General features: G+C 72.5%; 14 protein-coding genes, 1 tRNA gene and 2 pseudogenes. 11 read left to right on the top strand and 6 right to left on the bottom strand.

Annotation, left to right across the window (positions count from 1 at the left end):
• Together ABZ371_RS15690 and ABZ371_RS15685 are read right to left on the bottom strand one after the other, a co-directional pair.
• Positions 1–1,251: pseudogene (locus tag ABZ371_RS15690) on the bottom strand (hypothetical protein); the annotation flags it as partial.
• Positions 1,248–2,225: an SMI1/KNR4 family protein gene (locus tag ABZ371_RS15685; protein ID WP_358679031.1), complete on the bottom strand. Its 978-nt coding sequence runs from the start codon at positions 2,223–2,225 to the stop codon at positions 1,248–1,250. The pseudogene ABZ371_RS15690 and the gene ABZ371_RS15685, both read right to left, overlap by 4 nt.
• Before the next feature lie 238 nt (positions 2,226–2,463).
• On the opposite strand from ABZ371_RS15685, the gene ABZ371_RS15680 reads away from it, so the two are divergent.
• Entirely contained in the window at positions 2,464–2,988 is a 525-nt protein-coding gene (locus tag ABZ371_RS15680; protein ID WP_358679029.1) for a YwqJ-related putative deaminase, read from the top strand.
• A 10-nt stretch (positions 2,989–2,998) separates the two neighbouring features.
• A complete protein-coding gene (locus ABZ371_RS15675) occupies positions 2,999–3,517 on the top strand; it encodes an SUKH-3 domain-containing protein (RefSeq protein ID WP_358679026.1) in 519 nt (172 codons plus the stop codon).
• 65 nt (positions 3,518–3,582) lie between these two features.
• Here ABZ371_RS15675 and ABZ371_RS15670 read toward each other — a convergent pair whose 3' ends face one another.
• Entirely contained in the window at positions 3,583–4,905 is a 1,323-nt protein-coding gene (locus tag ABZ371_RS15670) for a histidine kinase (protein WP_358679023.1), read from the bottom strand.
• Between the two features lie 254 nt (positions 4,906–5,159).
• Here ABZ371_RS15670 and ABZ371_RS15665 point away from each other — a divergent pair.
• The 6 genes and pseudogenes from ABZ371_RS15665 (at position 5,160) to ABZ371_RS15640 (ending at position 9,969) form a co-directional block, all read left to right on the top strand.
• Positions 5,160–5,230: transfer RNA gene (locus tag ABZ371_RS15665), tRNA-Gln, on the top strand.
• A 130-nt stretch (positions 5,231–5,360) separates the two neighbouring features.
• Positions 5,361–6,806, top strand: a complete 1,446-nt coding sequence (gene glmU / locus ABZ371_RS15660; protein ID WP_358679021.1) for a bifunctional UDP-N-acetylglucosamine diphosphorylase/glucosamine-1-phosphate N-acetyltransferase GlmU — start codon at positions 5,361–5,363, stop codon at positions 6,804–6,806.
• A 119-nt stretch (positions 6,807–6,925) separates the two neighbouring features.
• Entirely contained in the window at positions 6,926–7,906 is a 981-nt protein-coding gene (locus ABZ371_RS15655; RefSeq protein WP_358679018.1) for a ribose-phosphate diphosphokinase, read from the top strand.
• Positions 7,907–8,110: 204 nt separating this feature from the next.
• Positions 8,111–8,692, top strand: a complete 582-nt coding sequence (locus ABZ371_RS15650; protein WP_358679015.1) for a 50S ribosomal protein L25/general stress protein Ctc — start codon at positions 8,111–8,113, stop codon at positions 8,690–8,692.
• Between the two features lie 132 nt (positions 8,693–8,824).
• Positions 8,825–9,418 carry an aminoacyl-tRNA hydrolase gene (gene pth, locus ABZ371_RS15645; RefSeq protein WP_358679013.1) on the top strand — a complete coding sequence of 198 codons (594 nt, stop codon included), beginning with the start codon at positions 8,825–8,827 and terminating at the stop codon, positions 9,416–9,418.
• A gap of 75 nt (positions 9,419–9,493) precedes the next feature.
• Positions 9,494–9,969: pseudogene (locus ABZ371_RS15640) on the top strand (hypothetical protein).
• Positions 9,970–10,002: 33 nt separating this feature from the next.
• On the opposite strand, the gene ppc reads toward ABZ371_RS15640, so the two are convergent.
• Positions 10,003–12,732, bottom strand: a complete 2,730-nt coding sequence (gene ppc, locus ABZ371_RS15635; protein ID WP_358679011.1) for a phosphoenolpyruvate carboxylase — start codon at positions 12,730–12,732, stop codon at positions 10,003–10,005.
• A gap of 315 nt (positions 12,733–13,047) precedes the next feature.
• Here ppc and ABZ371_RS15630 point away from each other — a divergent pair, with 315 nt between their 5' ends.
• Together ABZ371_RS15630 and ABZ371_RS15625 are read left to right on the top strand one after the other, a co-directional pair.
• Positions 13,048–14,034, top strand: coding sequence for a fatty acid desaturase (locus ABZ371_RS15630; RefSeq protein WP_358679009.1), 987 nt, complete (start codon positions 13,048–13,050; stop codon positions 14,032–14,034).
• Positions 14,031–14,717 (top strand): TetR/AcrR family transcriptional regulator, encoded by a 687-nt coding sequence (locus ABZ371_RS15625; RefSeq protein ID WP_358679006.1) that lies wholly within the window; start codon positions 14,031–14,033, stop codon positions 14,715–14,717. The genes ABZ371_RS15630 and ABZ371_RS15625 overlap by 4 nt, the downstream gene beginning before the upstream one ends.
• A 96-nt stretch (positions 14,718–14,813) precedes the next feature.
• On the opposite strand, the gene ABZ371_RS15620 is transcribed toward ABZ371_RS15625, so the two are convergent.
• Positions 14,814–15,611: a trans-aconitate 2-methyltransferase gene (locus tag ABZ371_RS15620; RefSeq protein ID WP_358679004.1), complete on the bottom strand. Its 798-nt coding sequence runs from the start codon at positions 15,609–15,611 to the stop codon at positions 14,814–14,816.
• Between the two features lie 88 nt (positions 15,612–15,699).
• On the opposite strand from ABZ371_RS15620, the gene ABZ371_RS15615 reads away from it, so the two are divergent.
• Positions 15,700–16,197 carry a MarR family transcriptional regulator gene (locus ABZ371_RS15615; protein WP_358679001.1) on the top strand — a complete coding sequence of 166 codons (498 nt, stop codon included), beginning with the start codon at positions 15,700–15,702 and terminating at the stop codon, positions 16,195–16,197.
• Here ABZ371_RS15615 and ABZ371_RS15610 read toward each other — a convergent pair.
• Positions 16,156–16,794, bottom strand: a 639-nt coding sequence (locus ABZ371_RS15610; RefSeq protein WP_358678998.1) for a response regulator transcription factor, incomplete at its 5' end; no start/stop codon positions are given. The genes ABZ371_RS15615 and ABZ371_RS15610 overlap by 42 nt on opposite strands.

The following is a 16,794-nucleotide window of genomic DNA, read 5'->3' as shown; positions in this document are numbered from 1 at the left end:
GCCGGAGGCGCCCGGGGCTCCGGGCGGACCGGGGGGCCGCGGAGCGCTCGGGCCGCCGATGCTCGCGTCGGCGAACATCGTCGCCGCGTGGTGCAGCCCGCCGCCCGGAGGCGGCGTACCCCCGGGCGGGCCGGGAGGCGCCGGCGGACCCGGGGGGCCGGGAGGCCGCGGGGCACCGGGCGCACCGGGGCCGTCGAGCTGCGAGACGAGCTGGGTCGGCAGGTAGCCGCCGTCCGGCGCACCGGGAGCACCCGGCCCCGACGGCGGTGGAGTCGCACCCGGCCGGAGCCCCGGAACGCCCGGCGCCCCGGGTGGCGGCGGGGCGGCCGGCCCCGTCCCCCGCGCGCCTCGCGGGGGCACCACGGCCTTGCTGGTGGCGGCGTCCGCGATGTCCTGCGCGCCGGGCCCGGGAGGGGCGGCGGGTGTCCCCGGCGCGGGTGTGCCCGGGCCGCCGGACTGCGTCCCCAGTCCGGGGACGACCGCGGTCCGGGGGAGCCTGCTGCCCCCCGACATCAGAGCCGTCGGAGCCTCCGCCGGCACCACGGGCGGCGGAGCGCCGTCGTCGTCGGAGCCCGAGAGCGGCGGCGCGAACACCGTCGCCGGCAGCGGCACGCCGCCGTCGTCCGGCCCCGCGTTGGTGTCCGTGCCGGCCCAGGGCGTCGCGTCGGCGGGGACGCCGTCCTGGGCCGTGGGCTCGTGGTCGGGCTGCCCGCCCGCGGCCGGCCACGGGGTCGCGCCGGTCGCCGGGGCGGCGCCGGAGGGGGCGGGCGGGGCGGGCGCCGGTGGCGCGGGAGGAGCCGGAGCCGAAGGAGCCTCCGCGTCCACGCCCGCACCGGCGTCCGCGCCCTCGCCCGTACGCCGGTCCGGGATGCCGAGCTTGTCGGCCGCCTCCTGAAGCCACTCGGGCGGGGTCAGCAGGAAGGACGTCTGGTTCAGATCGATGCGCCGCGGCGGCTCGGGAGCCGCGGGCCCGGCCCCCTCGGGGGTCCCGTACTCCTCCTCGTACCGCCGGATCACCTCACCCACCGGCAGCCCCGGCCACAGTGTGGCCTCGCCGCTGTCGCGGGCGATCACCAGCCGCTGACGGCCTCCGTCCGAGACGGGGCCCTCCGCGCGGTCCTCGGCCCACACCACGAAACCGAGCTCGAACTCCCGCACCCGCACCTCGCGGTGCTGGTAGGCGGGCACGTCACCGTTGACCCACTCGTCCGCCCGCTCCTGCGCCTGCGCGAAGGTCACCAACCCGCTCACCCCTCCACCGGGACGGCACGCGCGAAGCCGCCGTCCACCATCAGGTTCGCCACCGTCTCCAGCTCCGGGGGGTTGCCCGCGAGGCGCTGGAGGAAGGCGTCGAAGTCCTCGCCGCAGGGCAGCAGAAGCCGCTCCACGCGCTCCTGCACAGTCCAGCCGTCCCTGTCCCGGGCGTCGTCGTACGGGCAGAACCACACCGTCCCGACGTCGCCGCCGCGCACCTTCACCGCGACGATGCCGCCCTGGACGAAGGCGACGCCCAGGTAGTCCTTCGTGAAGTGGTCCCGCAGGCACTTGTTCACGTAGACCAGGTCGTTCATGGCGGCTTCCTCGCGCACCGTGAAGAACGGCTGGTCGACCAGCAGGCCGAGCTCCGCGTCCAGGGCAGCACCGGCCGGGGCCGAACCGCCGGCCGCCTTGAGGAAGGACCGGTACGCGCCCGGCAGCCGGTAGCCGAGGTCCTCCTCGACGCCCAGGATCTGCTCCTCGCCGACCGCGACGGCACCCTTCGGCAGCCGGAAGTGAGTCGGCCGCGTCTCCTGCAACGGCCGCGTGCCGCGCCGGTCCTGGTCCACGGGCGTGGTCGCCAGCCCACCGTGGTGACGCAGCAGCGCCTTCACCTCCACGGGGACGAGCTCCATGCGCCGGCCGCCGGCCACGTGGTGCCACGTCCACCCGTGCGGGGTCGCCACCGCGGGGATCGTGTCCCACAGCTCGTGGCCGCTCGCCGCCATGGCCGCGTTCGCCGAGACGTAGTCCGTCAGTCGCAGCTCGTCGACACCGAAGCCGGGAGGCGGGTCGGCGATCTCCGCGGCGGCGCGCGCGTACGGCGAGAGATCCGGACGGCCGTTCGCGTCCATCCGCACACCTCTGGGGTGGCGGGACGCGCGGACCGGGTCCGGGAAGTGCACGACCTGCCCGGCGTAGGCCGCGTTCGGTGGCGCGGCTTGCTGCCCGAGCCGACCTGTCGTCATGGCGGTTGCCCCCTGCTGCGTCCGGTGTTCAGCACAGCCTATGCGGTGCCGTGAGAGCGGATCCCGCCCATGCGGCGACCCTCACGGAACGTCACCGGTGGGTGACGGACGCGGCACGGCGGGGCCGGTGAGCCGCGACACGCAGACACGATTTACCGCCCCAGCTTCCCCAGCACCCTGCACATTTGGCAGGCTGTCCCCCGCGACTCGGGGGATTGCAGGGAGGGAAGTCCGCACCATGCATACTGCACAAACAGTGACGTCCGGAGACCCACGTCTCAGCTGGCGCGCCACCGAGCCGAGCCGTACCCCCCAGCTCCACCACCGCCGCGACGGCATCCTGCCGGCCGTGGCCGCAGCACTGTCCGTCCGTGGGGAGACGCTGACCTGCACGGCGGGCAAGGGGGACCGGCCGCCGGTCCTCCACCCCCTCGTGCAGGACTTCCTCGATACCCTGACCAGTGGCCAGCGCGAGCGTTTCACCGGGCGCTGCCCCGAGGCGATATTGCTCTCGCGGCAGCTCACCTCCGCCGACAGCGGCCGCTCCAAGCGCGCCCAGCGCAAACCGCTGACGAACGGCGAAGCCCGCCGGGTCCTCAAGCACTCCCGGCTCACCGCCCGGCGCATCCGCGAGGACGGCGATCCGCTGCACGGCACGTACGCGCCCCCCTGCCGGTCCTGCGCGGTGATGCTCGCCCACTTCGGCGTACGCCCCGTCGACCTCACCGCCACCGGTGCGGCGACCACCGCCGAGAAGGGCTGAGCAGGACACCATGCGCGACCGAGCCGCCGTACCCGCCCAGCACGACCGCACCTCCTCCACCCGCTTCCCCGTGCCCCTGGACGCCGCCCTCCGCGAGGCCGGCTGGCAGCCGGGGCGCTGGAACATCCGCCAGGCCGAGGAGTGGGCCGACGCCCTGCGCTCCCACGCCTCGCCCGCCGGCCACCAGCACGCCGTGTTCCCGGCGGCCGTGGAGGCGTGGGCCGAATTCGGCGGCCTGCGCATCACCGGTTCGGCTCCGGGCCGGCAGATCGCGCCGGCCACCGTGCGCATCGACCCGCTGAGCGGCCTCCACCTGGCGCGCACGCTCGGCGACCTCGGGCGCGCGCTCCGGACGGAGGTGGCGCCGCTCGGCGAGGAGGGGGACGGGCAGGCGGTGCTCGCCATCGACATCGAGGGGCGCGTCTACTCCATCGACCACACGGGCGACTGGTACCTCGGGTCCGACATCGACCGCGCCCTGGAGACGCTCGTCACGGGGTCTCAGCCGGAGCGGCTCACCTCCGGCTGAGACGCTGGGGGCCGCACGCCGTCAGGTCCTGCGGTCCACCGGCGCGGGCCGCGGCGCCGTGGTGCTCACGCGGCCGCGCCGGCGTCCGGCAGGACCGCCGACACCCGGAAGCCACCCGACTCCGTCGGCCCGGACACGAACACCCCGCCGAGTCCGAGGACCCGCTCCCGCATCCCCACCAGGCCGTTCCCCCCGCTCGGCAGTCCGGCGTCCGCCGTGGCACCGTCCGTCGGCCCGTTCTCCACCTGCATCGCGACCTCGGCACCCCGGTGTGCCAGCCGCACCCACGTCCTGGCGCCCGCCGCGTGCTTGTGGACGTTCGTCAGCGCCTCCTGCACGACCCGGTAGGCCGTCTGCTCCACCTCGGGGGCGTACGGGCGCAGCTCGCCGTCGACGGACAGCTCCACCGTCATCCCCGCCTCCCGGGACTGCGCCACCAGCGCCTCCACCTCGCACAGCCGGGGCCCGTCCTCCGCGGCCACGGCGGCGGCCACCGCGGCGGCCGCCCGGCCCACCGACGCGAGCGGCACCCGTCCGTCGGACGGGGCCACCAGCGCGTCCCCGCTGCGCAGCACTCCGAGCATCTCGCGGAGTTCGGTGAGCGCCTGGCGGCCCATGTCGCCGACCAGCGCCGCGTTGCGGACCGCCTTCGCCGGGTCCTTCGGGGCCACCGCCTGGAGCGCCGCCGCGTGCACCACCATCAGGCTGACCCGGTGCGCCACCACGTCGTGCATCTCCCGCGCGATCCGGGTCCGCTCCTCGGTGCGCGCCCATTCGGCCCGTTCCTCGGCCCGGTCGGCCAGCAGCGACAGCTCCCGCTCCAGCGAGTCCGCCCGCTCCCGCAGGCTCTCCATGAGCCGGCGCCGGGCCCCGATGTACAGGCCCAGGAGCACGGACGGCGCCGTGAGCCCCAGGGACATGAAGAGGGACACGACGGGGGTGTACCAGACGCCGGGCCCGAAGTCGGCGTGGGTGTCGACGCTCTGCCGCAGCCGGACGTAGGAGACGATGAACGTGCCGACGAGCGTCATTCCCGTGAGCGCCACGGTGATCCTGCGCGGCACCTCGGAGGCGGCCAGTGTGTAGAGGCCGACGAGTCCCATGAGGAAGCCCATCTCGGCGGGCGTCGTCGCTATCGACACCAGCACCACGGCGATCGGCCATCGCCGGCGCACCAGCAGGACCGATCCGGCGACCAGCCCGAAGACCACCCCCACCGGCACCGGCAGCCCGGTGTCCCCGGCGAACTCCACTCCCTCCAGAGCGCACTCCAGCGCCGAGAACAGCGCCAGTCCCACGTCCAGGGCGACACCGCGTCGCCTTTCCCACCACCAGTAGCCGCGGGTGGTCGATCCCGCCGCCTCCCGGTCTGCCCCCGTTGCGGTCATGGCGTCCAGCCTACGGGCGGGCGCATCCGTTTTTCCGGCGAGTGCGAAGGCACGGGCGGGCGGCCGGCCGGCCCCCGTGCGGCACGCCGGGTACGCCCCTCGCCGGGAACGGCGGCGGCGGGCAACGGGGTTGCGGGCCACCGGTATCCCCGGAACGCCGGGTTCCGTCGTCGCGTGGAGGGCACCTGGTACGGCATAGTGTTGGGTGCCGTCTCCAGGGTCTGACGAAATGTCCGGCCGGAGATGCTTTGCAGTCCCCTGTGGTGTAATGGCAGCACAGTGGCTTTTGGTGCCATTTGTCCGGGTTCGAGTCCTGGCAGGGGAGCTCACAGCGCCGTACGGGCCGCCATACCTCCGGGCCCCGACCTCCACCGGTCGGGGCCCGCGCTCGTTTCGGCCGGAAAGACCCCCGGTATCCTGCGGATGTCCACCACCCGAAGCCGAAGGGCATTTCCGTGAGCGTCCCCTCCCCGGCCGCCGTCGTCGTCCTCGCAGCGGGTGAGGGCACCCGCATGAAGTCGAAGACACCCAAGGTCCTGCACGAGCTCTCCGGGCGCTCGCTCGTCGGGCACGTCGTCGCCGCGGCCCGCGAACTCGCGCCCCGGCACCTCGTCGTCGTCGTCGGCCACGCGAGCGAGCAGGTCACCGCCCACCTCTCCGCCGGTGACACCCCCGTGCGCACCGCCTACCAGGCCGAGCAGAACGGCACCGGGCACGCCGTACGGATGGGGCTGGAGGAGCTCGACGGCACCGTCGACGGCACCGTCATCGTCGTCTGCGGCGACACCCCGCTCCTCTCCGGCGAGACGCTCTCCGCGCTCGCCGCCACCCACGCGGCCGACGCGAACGCCGTCACCGTGCTGACCGCCGAGGTGCCGGACTCCACCGGCTACGGCCGGATCGTCCGCGACGCCGGCGGCGCGGTCACCGAGATCGTCGAACACAAGGACGCCACGGTCGCGCAGCGCGCGATCCGGGAGATCAACTCCGGGGTGTTCGCCTTCGACGGGCGGCTCCTGAGCGACGCGCTCGGCAAGGTCCGCACCGACAACAGCCAGGGCGAGGAGTACCTCACCGACGTGCTGTCGATCCTGCGGGAGGCGGGTCACCGCGTCGGCGCCTCGGTCGCCGCCGACCACCGGGAGATCCTCGGCATCAACAACCGCCTCCAGCTGGCCGAGGCCCGGCGGCTGCTCAACGAGCGGCTGCTGGAGCGCGCCATGCTGGCCGGCGTCACGGTGGTGGACCCGGCGTCGACGCAGATCGACGTGACGGTGACGTACGAGCGCGACGCCGTCGTGCACCCGGGCACGCAGCTGCTCGGATCCACCCACCTCGCCGAGGACGCCGAGGTCGGCCCCAACACGCGCCTGACGGACACCGTGGTGCACGCCGGCGCCCGGGTGGACAACACGGTCGCGGACGGGGCCGAGGTGGGCCCGGGGGCCTCGGTCGGCCCGTTCGCCTACCTCCGGCCGGGGACACGGCTGGGCGCGAAGGCCAAGGCCGGCACCTACGTGGAGATGAAGAACGCCACGATCGGCGAGGGGACGAAGGTCCCCCACCTCAGCTACGTCGGCGACGCCACCATCGGCGACCACACGAACATCGGTGCGGCCAGCGTCTTCGTCAACTACGACGGTGTGGCCAAACACCACACGACGATCGGGTCACACTGCCGGACCGGGTCGGACAATATGTTTGTGGCGCCTGTCACGGTCGGCGACGGCGTTTACACCGCGGCCGGTTCGGTCATCACCAAGGACGTACCCGCGGGATCGCTGGCCGTGGCACGGGGCCAGCAGCGGAATATCGAGGGCTGGGTGGCGCGCAAGCGCCCCGGCAGCGCGGCGGCTCAGGCGGCTGCGGCCGCCATCGAGGAGGCCGGCGGCGAAAGCTGACCGGAAACAGGTGCGCCCGAGGCGGCGTACCGTGATAGATGCTCACCCATTTCGGCTGGCTCGTCGCACATCGGGACACCTGCGCACGGGGCCAGATACACGTCTGAGGAGACTGTGCTGTGACCGGGATCAAGACGACCGGCGAGAAGAAACTGATGCTCTTCTCCGGCCGCGCCCACCCCGAGCTGGCCGAGGAGGTCGCACATCAGCTGGGTGTCGGCCTCGTGCCGACGAAGGCCTTCGATTTCGCCAACGGTGAGATCTACGTGCGGTTCCAGGAGTCCGCCCGCGGTGCCGACTGCTTCCTGATCCAGAGCCACACGGCTCCGATCAACAAGTGGATCATGGAGCAGCTGATCATGCTGGACGCGCTGAAGCGCGCGTCCGCCCGCTCCATCACGGTGATCGTGCCGTTCTACGGCTACGCCCGCCAGGACAAGAAGCACCGCGGCCGCGAGCCCATCTCGGCCCGCATGGTCGCGGACCTGATGAAGACGGCGGGTGCCGACCGCATCCTGACCGTCGACCTGCACACCGACCAGATCCAGGGCTTCTTCGACGGCCCGGTCGACCACCTGTTCGCGCTGCCGATACTGGCCGACTACGTCGGAGCCAAGGTCGACCGCTCGAAGCTGACGATCGTCTCGCCGGACGCCGGCCGGGTGCGCGTCGCCGACCGCTGGTGCGACCGGCTGGACGCCCCGCTGGCCATCGTCCACAAGCGCCGCGACAAGGACGTGCCCAACCAGGTCAGCGTCCACGAGGTCGTCGGCAACGTCGAGGGCCGGGTCTGCGTCCTGGTGGACGACATGATCGACACGGGTGGCACGATCTGCGCCGCCGCCGACGCCCTCTTCGCGCACGGCGCGGAGGACGTCATCGTGACGGCGACGCACGGTGTGCTGTCCGGCCCCGCCGCGGACCGTCTGAAGAACTCCAAGGTGAGCGAGTTCGTCTTCACGGACACCCTGCCGACCCCGGGTGAGCTGGAGATCGACAAGATCACGGTGCTGTCCATCGCCCCGACGATCGCGCGCGCGGTCCGGGAGGTCTTCGAGGACGGTTCGGTGACGAGCCTCTTCGAGGAGCAGGGCGACTAGCGGCAGAGCCGAAGGGCCCCCGGTCGGTCACCCGCGGGTGATCCACTTTGGGCGCGGCCTCCCCGGCGGGTAGACTCAGCGAGTTGCTCGGCGAGGGAGGCCGTACCTGTTGGTGCGGCGGTCCGTTATCGACGCGCTCTTCGTAGCAGGCCTGTCGTGGGCCGGGTGACCATCCGTCTCATCTCACCTTACGAGGAGTGCATCATGGCCGAGATCAAGCTCGCCGCAGAGGTCCGTACCGAGTTCGGCAAGGGCGCCGCCCGCCGTACGCGTCGTGCCAACCTGGTCCCCGCGGTCGTCTACGGCCACGGTGCCGAGCCGGTCCACATCACGCTGCCGGGCCACGACCTGCTCCTGGCGCTCCGTACCGCCAACGTCCTGATCGGTCTCGAGATCGACGGCAAGAGCGCCCTGGTCATCCCGAAGGCCGTCCAGCGCAACGCCATCAAGGGCACCATCGAGCACGTCGACCTGCTCACCGTCACGCGCGGCGAAAAGGTCGAGGTCGAGATCGCGGTGCACGTCGAGGGCGAGCTGGCCCCCGGCGGCAACCTGCTCGAGTACGTCCAGAACACGCTGCTCGTCGAGGCCGAGGCCACCCACATCCCCGAGTCCGTGACGGTCTCCGTCGCGGGCCTGGACGCCGGTGACTCGATCCTCGCCAAGGACATCCCGCTCCCGTCGGGTTCCGTCCTGGCCGGCGACGAGGACGCCGTCGTGCTCCAGGTCGTCTCCGCGCAGGTCGAGGAGGCCCCCTCCGAGGAGGCCGAGGGCACCGAGGCCTGAGCCTCGCCCCACCGGCCCGGCTGACGGGGTGGCGGATCCCTGCCGGGGGCCCGCCACCCCGTTCCGGTTGTCCCGGCGCATGTCCCGCACCCCGCACCCACCACCGGCCGTACGCGAGGAGACCGAGCACAGATGTCCGACGCCACCGACCCCTGGCTGATCGTGGGCCTCGGCAATCCCGGCCCCGAGTACGCCGCCAACCGGCACAACGTCGGTTTCATGGTCGCCGACCTGCTGGCGGAGCGGATCGGCGGGAAGTTCAAGCGCGCGCAGAAGGCGCAGGCGCAGGTCGTGGAGGGGCGGATGGGCCCGCCGGGGCCGCTCAGCCGTCGTGTGGTGCTGGCCAGGCCGATGTCGTACATGAACCTGTCCGGCGGGCCGGTCACCGCGCTGCGGGACTTCTACAAGGTCCCCACGGACCACGTCGTGGCCGTCCACGACGAGCTGGACATCGACTTCGGCATGCTGCGGCTGAAGCTGGGCGGCGGCGACAACGGGCACAACGGGCTGAAGTCGATGACGAAGGCGATGGGCCCGGACTACCACCGTGTCCGTTTCGGCATCGGCCGTCCGCCCGGCCGCATGCAGGTGGCGGACTTCGTGCTGAAGGACTTCTCCGGCGCGGAGCGCAAGGAGCTCGCCTACCTGGTGGACCGGGCGGCCGACGCGGTGGAGTCGTTGCTGGCGGACGGGCTCGAGCGGGCGCAGTCCACGTACAACTCCTGACATTCCCGCTGGTTCCCGGGCCTTTTCCGGCCACAGGTTGACCCAGGGCACGGCTCTGCCCAAAGATCGGCCCCCATGAAGCGGAGCTCCTCCCACCGGCTGCTGGCCCACGGCCGTTCGTTCGCCGCGGGCTGTGTGGTCCTGTTGCTGCTGGCCGCGGGCGTCTGGGCCTCGTGGGACACGGCGCACCACGTCGTCCTGGCCAAGGGCCGCGAACACGGCACGATGACGGTCACCGCGTGCGGCGAGGACGTGTGCACGGGGTCGTTCGCTCCGGACGCGGCGTCGCGGGCACGCTCCGGTGTGACCGTCGAGCGGTCCGTCGCGGTGCGCGAGGGCGACCGCTTCGCTTCCCGGTGGTGGTGAAGCCCGGCACCGACGAGGTCGTACGCACCGGGACACCGGGCTTCCTGCACGCGTGGGTGCCGCTCGGCGGTGCGATGGTGCTGGCCGCGCTCCTGATCGGCGGCGGGCTGCGGATGAACCGCACGGCATGGGGCGTGGGCACCGCGGGCGCGGCCCTGCTGGCGGCGACGTTCGTCGCCCTGTGACAGGACCGCACCCGCGGATCGCTCCTCAGGTGATCAGCCGGTGTTGCGCAGGCCCGCCGCGACACCGTTGACGGTGAGCAGCAGGGCCCGGGCGAGCAGCGGGTCGGCTTCCTCGCCGCGCTCGGCCGCCTGGCGCTGGCGGGCGAGCAGGGACACCTGGAGGTAGGAGATCGGGTCCAGGTAGGCGTCACGGATGGCGAAGGTCTGCTGGAGCACCGGGCTGGTGTCGAGGAGTTCCTTGCCGCCGGTGATCTTGAGGACTTCCTGCACCGTCAGCTCGTGCTCGGCCTCGATGACGTCGAAGACGTGCTTGAGCTCGTCGGGCACGAGGGTGTCGACGTAGTGCCGGGCGATGCGCAGGTCGGTCTTGGCGAGGGTCATCTCGACGTTGGAGAGGAAGTTCCGGAAGAAGTGCCACTGCCCGTGCATCTCTTCCAGGACGGTGCCGAGGCCGGCTTCGCGCAGTGCCTTGAGACCGGAGCCGACACCGAACCAGCCGGGGACGATCTGCCGTGACTGGGTCCAGCCGAACACCCACGGGATGGCGCGCAGGCCGTCGAGCGAGACGCCCGAGCCGGGGCGGCGGGAGGGCCGCGAGCCCAGGTGCAGGTCGGCGAGCTGGTCCACGGGGGTGGAGGCGAGGAAGTACGCGGGCAGGTCGGGGTCCTCGACGAGCTTGCGGTAGGCGGCGTGGGCGGCGTCGGACACGGTGTCCATGGCCGCGTCCCAGCGGGCGAGCGCCTCGTCGGACTGACGGGGCGCGGTGTGCAGCGCCGAGGCCTGGAGGGTGGCGGCGACCGTCAGCTCCAGGTTCTCGCGGGCCAGAGCAGGGATGAGGTACTTGTCGGAGATGACCTCGCCCTGCTCGGTGACCTTGATCTCGCCCTCCAGGGTGCCCCAGGGCTGGGCGAGGATCGCGTCGTGCGAGGGACCGCCGCCCCGGCCGACGGTGCCGCCGCGGCCGTGGAAGAGGCGGAGGCGTACGCCGTAGCGGTGGGCGACGTCGCGGAGCCGGCGCTGGGCGCGGTGGATCTCCCACTGGGAGGTGGTGATCCCGCCGAACTTGGAGGAGTCGGAGTAGCCGAGCATGACCTCCTGGACGTCTCCGCGCAGGGAGACGAGGCGGCGGTACGACGGGTCGGCGAGCATCTCGTCGAGGATGACGTCGGCTGCCCGGAGCTCGTCGGTGGTCTCCAGGAGCGGCACGATGCCGATCTTGGCCCAGCCGCCGTGGAGGTCCAGGAGCCCTGCCTCGCGGGCGAGGACGGCCGCGGCGAAGACGTCGTCGGCGCCCTGGCACATCGAGATGATGTAGGACTCGATGACCTCGGGGCCGAAGCGCTCGAACGCCTGCCTGATGGTGTGGAAGACGCCGAGGGTCTTCTCGCCGGCGGCGTCGAGCGGGGCGGGCGTGGGAGCGAGCGGCCGGCGGGAGCGGAGTTCCTTGGCGAGGAGCTTCTGCCGGTAGTCGCGGGGCATGTCGGCGTAGCGCCAGGACTCCTCGCCGAGCCGGTCGAAGAGCTGGCCGAGGGCGTGGTGGTGGGCGTCGGCGTGTTCGCGTACGTCCATGGTGGCGAGCTGAAGGCCGAAGGCGGAGAGCGTCCGGATGGTGCGGTCCATCCTGCCGTCGGCGAAGAGGCCGCCGCGGTGCTCGCGCAGCGACGTCTGGATGAGGACCAGGTCGGCGATGAGCTCGGAGGTGCCGAGGTAGTCGCAGCCGGGGCGGTGGGGGGTGCCGGAGGCGAGGCGCTCGCGGGTGTTGACGAGCTTCTGGCGGATGCAGGTGGCCTTGAGGCGGTAGGGCTCCTCCGCGTTCAGCCGCTTGTAGCGGGGGCTGATCTCGGGGAGGAGTTCCAGGTCGGCCTGGAGCGAGGTGAGGAGCTCGTCGGTGGCCCCGGTGTAGCGGATGGAGTTGGAGAGCAGTCCGCGCAGGTAGTCGACGAGTTCGAGGGCGTCGGTGATGCCGTGCTCGTGCTGGAGGATCAGCACGTCCCAGGTGACGGCGGGCGTCACGTTGGGGTTGCCGTCGCGGTCGCCGCCGATCCAGGTGCCGAAGGTGAGGGGGCGGGTGCCCGCCGGCAGCTCGACGCCGACGCGCTCGAGTTCGGCGGCGAGGTCCTCCAGGACGTCGCCGACGGCGTCGGCGTGCAGTTCGTCGAGGTAGTAGATGGCGTTGCGCGCCTCGTCGGCCGGTTCGGGGCGTACGACGCGGAGCTCGTCCGTCTGCCAGATCAGGTCGATGTGCTCGGCGAGCCGCAGGTCGTGCCGGCGGCGGTCGGCCTGGATGACGGGGGTGTCGAGGAGCTCGGCGATCCGGCGGAGCTTGTTGAGCACGGAGCGGCGGGCGGCTTCGGTGGGGTGAGCGGTGAAGACGGGCCGTACGTTGAGGTTCTTGACGGTCTCGCGCAGGTGCTCGGGGTCGGCGTCCTTGAGGCGGTCGGCGGTGCGGGCGAGGAGCCCGCCCTCGGCGGCCCGGCGGTCGCGCATCTCGTGGGCGCGGTGGACCTGCTCGGTGACGTTGGCGAGGTGGAAGTAGGTGGAGAAGGCGCGCACGAGCTGCGCGGCGGTCTCCAGCTCCGTGTCGCCGAGGAGCGCGGCGGCGGCCTCGCCGTCGGTGCGGGTCAGGGCGCGGACGCGCTCGACGAGGTCGAGGAGCTCCTGGCCCTCCTGGCGTACGAGGGTCTCGCCCAGCAGATCACCGAGGCGGCGGATGTCCGCGCGCAGCTCGGCGCTGGCGGCAGGTGTCTGGTCGGCACTGCTCACAGTGTGCGGCTCCTTGCAGTGGTTGAGCACTTCTGTCACAGGGGGTCCGGGGCCGTCGCGGTACTGACGTCACCCCGGGAAAGCAGAGTGCGGACCGCGCTGTCCGACGCACCCAGGATAGGTGTCCGGGGCTCCGGCGTGCTCGCTGCCCTGGGGGGTATTCGACAGGGGGGGGCACGGGCCGGGTCCCGCAAAGGTTCCGGCGGCGGCGCTCTCGTGTCGCGGGCTGGATCGCTGACATACTTACGTTGCCGTAGGTTACGGAGGCGTAGCCCGGTTATCTCGTCATATTTCCTCACCCTCAGGGGACTGCCGATGCCTACCCGCCCCGATGTGATCGACGACAACCTGCCGACGGCGGCCGACGGGACCGTGCCCGCCTCCGCCACGCTCGGCGGCGACAACAAGCGTTCGATCGAACAGATCGCGCTCCTGCTCTTCATCGTGGTGCCGTTCGCGGCCCTGGTCGTCGCCGTGCCGCTCGCGTGGGGACGGGGCGTCAGCTGGCTCGATCTGGCCCTGCTCGTCGTCATGTACTACTGGGGCTGCCACGGCGTGACGATCGGTTTCCACCGCTACTTCACGCACGGCTCCTTCAAGGCCAAGCGCCCGCTCCGCATCGCCCTGGCCGTCGCCGGGTCGATGGCGGTCGAGGGTCCGCTGGTGCGCTGGGTGGCCGACCACCGCAAGCACCACCGCTTCTCCGACGCCGACGGCGACCCGCATTCGCCGTGGCGCTTCGGCGATGACCTGCCCGCCCTGGTCAAGGGCCTGTGGTGGGCGCACATCGGCTGGATGTTCAACGAGGAGCAGACACCCCAGCAGAAGTACGCCCCGGACCTGGTCCGGGACCCGGCCATCCGGGCCATCTCCCGCCACTTCCTGTCCTTCACCATCGCCTCGCTGGCCATCCCGCCGCTCGTCGGCGGGCTGGTGACCATGTCGTGGTGGGGCGCGTTCACCGCGTTCTTCTGGGGCTCGCTGGTCCGCGTCGCGCTGCTGCACCACGTCACCTGGTCGATCAACTCGATCTGCCACGCGGTCGGCAAGCGGCCCTTCAAGTCCCGCGACCGCTCGGGCAACGTGTGGTGGCTCGCGGTCCTCTCCTGCGGCGAGTCCTGGCACAACCTGCACCACGCCGACCCGACGAGCGCCCGGCACGGCGTGCTGAGGGGCCAGATCGACTCCAGCGCCCGGCTCATCCGCTGGTTCGAGCAGCTGGGCTGGGCACACGACGTGCGCTGGCCCGACGCCGCCCGTATCGCCTCCCGGCGCAAGTCCGCGACCGCCGACCCTGCATGATTGACGACGTGGCGACCGACGGAAGCACAGACGGCGAGAACAGCAGACCAGTCCCCACCCGCCGGACCAGGCGGGTCCGCATGACCGGCAAGGAACGCCGGGAGCAACTGCTGGACATCGGCCGCACCTTGTTCGCGGACAAGGGCTTCGAGGGCACGTCGGTCGAGGAGATCGCGGCCCGGGCCGGAGTCTCCAAACCGGTGGTGTACGAGCACTTCGGCGGCAAGGAGGGGCTGTACGCCGTCGTGGTGGACCGCGAGATGCGCCAGCTGCTGGACCTGGTGACCGGCGCCCTCACGGCGGGTCACCCCCGCGAGCTCCTGGAGCAGGCCGCGTTCGCGCTGCTGGACTACATCGAGCGGTACACGGACGGTTTCCGGATCCTCGTCCGGGACTCGCCGGTCGCGCAGTCCACGGGCACGTTCGCGTCGCTGATCAGCGACATCGCGACGCAGGTCGAGGACATCCTCGGCCTGGAGTTCAAGGCCCGCGGCTTCGACCCGAAGCTGGCGCCTCTGTACGCGCAGGCGCTCGTCGGCATGGTGGCGCTGACCGGCCAGTGGTGGCTGGACGTCCGCAAGCCGAAGAAGGCGGAGGTCGCCGCGCACCTGGTGAACCTGGCCTGGCACGGACTGGAGAACCTGGAGTCCAAGCCGCGGCTGATCGGCCACCGCAAGAGCTGACCGTGCCCCCCCTGGCGGCCCGCGGGCCCGCCGGCCGCACGAGGCGCCCGCGCCGGACCGGCACACGGCGCCGGGCGGGCGGCGGGCGGCAAAGGCTCAGCCGGGGACTCGGACCACCGCGAAGATCCGGCGGAAGGGGAAGACCGTGCCGTGCGGGCCGGCGGGATAGGCGGTGCGCAAGAGGTCGCGGTAGGCGGTGACGAAGGCGTCGCACGCCTCGGGGTCGTCGGCCAGGGCGGTGAGGACGGGGCGCAGCCCGGTGCCCTTCACCCAGTCCAGCACCGCCTCCTCCCCCCGGAGCAAGTGCAGGTAGGTGGTCTCCCAGACGTCGACCGTACGGCCCCGGGCGCCGAGGACGCGCAGGTAGTCCTCCGGGGGGAGGACGGCGTCGTCGTGGCGCAGCAGGCCGCCGAGGCGGCCGCGCCACCGCGGGGAATCGGCCAGCTCCCGCATGAGCGTGTGGCTCGGGGCGGCGAAGTTGCCGGGGACCTGGAAGGCGAGGACACCGCCGGCGCCGAGGGCGTCCAGCCAGACGGGAAAGCGGTCGGTGTGGCCGGGGACCCACTGGAGCAGGGCGTTCGAGACGATGAGGTCGTACGGCTCCCGGGGGACCCAGGTGGCCGCGTCCGCCTCGGTGAAGTCCAGGCGGGGCCCGGTGCGCGCGCGGGCCTGTTCCAGCATCTGGGGGGAGTTGTCGTACCCGGTGATCCTGGCCCCGGGCCACTGTGCGGCGAGCAGGGCGGTGACGTTGCCCGCGCCGCAGCCGAGATCGGCGATGCGGGGCTCCGGGTCGTGGGGCAGGGGCCCTATCCGGGCCAGGAGGTCGAGGAACGGCCGGGTGCGGTGGTCCGCGTGGCGCAGGTACTGCTGCGGATCCCAGAGGGGTGCGGTCATGCCGTCAGGATCACCGCGCAGGTATCTCGATGTCAAGACACTTGAATTCAAGAGACTTCATGTCGAGGGACCCTTTACACTGATCGACATGGAGGACGAGGTCGACCGACTGGTCGCTGCATGGCGCCGCGAGCGCCCCGACCTCGACGTGGAACCACTCGAGGTCCTGAGCCGCGTCTCCCGCCTGGCCCGGCACCTCGACCGGGCCCGCCGGATCGCCTTCACCGAGCACGACCTGGAGCCCTGGGAATTCGACGTCCTGACGTCCCTGCGCCGCGCCGGCGCACCGTACCAGCTCTCCCCCGGCCAGCTCCTGACCCAGACCCTGGTCACCTCGGGCACGATGACGAACCGCATCGACCGGCTCACCAAGAAGAACCTCGTCGAGCGACTGCCCGACCCCAGCGACCGCAGGGGCGTCCTCGTCCGGCTGACCGACCTGGGCCGCGACAAGGCCGACCAGTCGCTGGCCGGCCTGCTCGCCCAGGAGCGCACCATCCTCGGGGAGCTCTCCTCCCGGCAGCGCTCCGAACTGGCCGGACTGCTACGCCAGTTGACCGCCCCGTTCGACAACGTCCCCGGTTAGGGCCGCCGGCCCCACACCGGCCCGCCGGGCCAGTGCCACCGCGGCCAGCGTCGAGTGCACGCCCAGCTTGCCCAGCACGTTCTGCATGTGCGTACGCACCGTGTGCGGGGAGAGGAAGAGGCGCTCCGCCACCGCCTTGCGCCCCAGGCCCGCCACCATGCAGCGCAGCACCTCCCGCTCGCGCGGGGTCAGCGCCTCCACGAGCCGCTCGCTCTCGGTCCGGTCCTTGCGGGCCGCGGTCAGTTCCCGCAGGACACCCGTCAGCAGGGCGGCCGGCAGGTGCGTCTCGTCCCGCAGCACCCCGCGGACGACCGTCAGCAGCCGCTGCAGGGAGCAGTCCTTCGCCACCCAGCCCGACGCACCCGCCTGCAGGGCCAGCGCGGCCCGGGCCGGGTCGTCCCTCTCGGCGAGCACGACGGTACGGATCGACGGCCGGCCGGCACGCACCCGGGCGACCAGCGATATGCCGTCCACCGGGCCGGGCCCCTCCGGGTCCCGCGGCGCCGGGACCGCGGGCGCGCCGCCCGCCGGCAGGGCGCCGAGTTCGGCGTCGACCAGCAGCACGTCGTAGGGGCGCCCCTCGGCGCCCGCGCGCTC

This window comes from Streptomyces sp. NPDC005899 (assembly GCF_040629645.1).
In the GTDB taxonomy this organism is placed as follows: Bacteria; Actinomycetota; Actinomycetes; order Streptomycetales; family Streptomycetaceae; genus Streptomyces.
This window is presented reverse-complemented; position numbering and strand designations above follow the sequence as displayed.

Bases quoted from the DNA above. Each gene is read 5' to 3' on its own strand.
- ABZ371_RS15685 (WP_358679031.1), bottom strand. From the start codon at position 2,225: ATGACGACAGGTCGGCTCGGGCAGCAAGCCGCGCCACCGAACGCGGCC.
- ABZ371_RS15680 (WP_358679029.1), top strand. From the start codon at position 2,464: ATGCATACTGCACAAACAGTGACGTCCGGAGACCCACGTCTCAGCTGG.
- ABZ371_RS15675 (WP_358679026.1), top strand. From the start codon at position 2,999: ATGCGCGACCGAGCCGCCGTACCCGCCCAGCACGACCGCACCTCCTCC.
- ABZ371_RS15670 (WP_358679023.1), bottom strand. From the start codon at position 4,905: ATGACCGCAACGGGGGCAGACCGGGAGGCGGCGGGATCGACCACCCGC.
- ABZ371_RS15650 (WP_358679015.1), top strand. From the start codon at position 8,111: ATGGCCGAGATCAAGCTCGCCGCAGAGGTCCGTACCGAGTTCGGCAAG.
- pth (WP_358679013.1), top strand. From the start codon at position 8,825: ATGTCCGACGCCACCGACCCCTGGCTGATCGTGGGCCTCGGCAATCCC.
- ABZ371_RS15630 (WP_358679009.1), top strand. From the start codon at position 13,048: ATGCCTACCCGCCCCGATGTGATCGACGACAACCTGCCGACGGCGGCC.
- ABZ371_RS15625 (WP_358679006.1), top strand. From the start codon at position 14,031: ATGATTGACGACGTGGCGACCGACGGAAGCACAGACGGCGAGAACAGC.
- ABZ371_RS15620 (WP_358679004.1), bottom strand. From the start codon at position 15,611: ATGACCGCACCCCTCTGGGATCCGCAGCAGTACCTGCGCCACGCGGAC.
- ABZ371_RS15615 (WP_358679001.1), top strand. From the start codon at position 15,700: ATGGAGGACGAGGTCGACCGACTGGTCGCTGCATGGCGCCGCGAGCGC.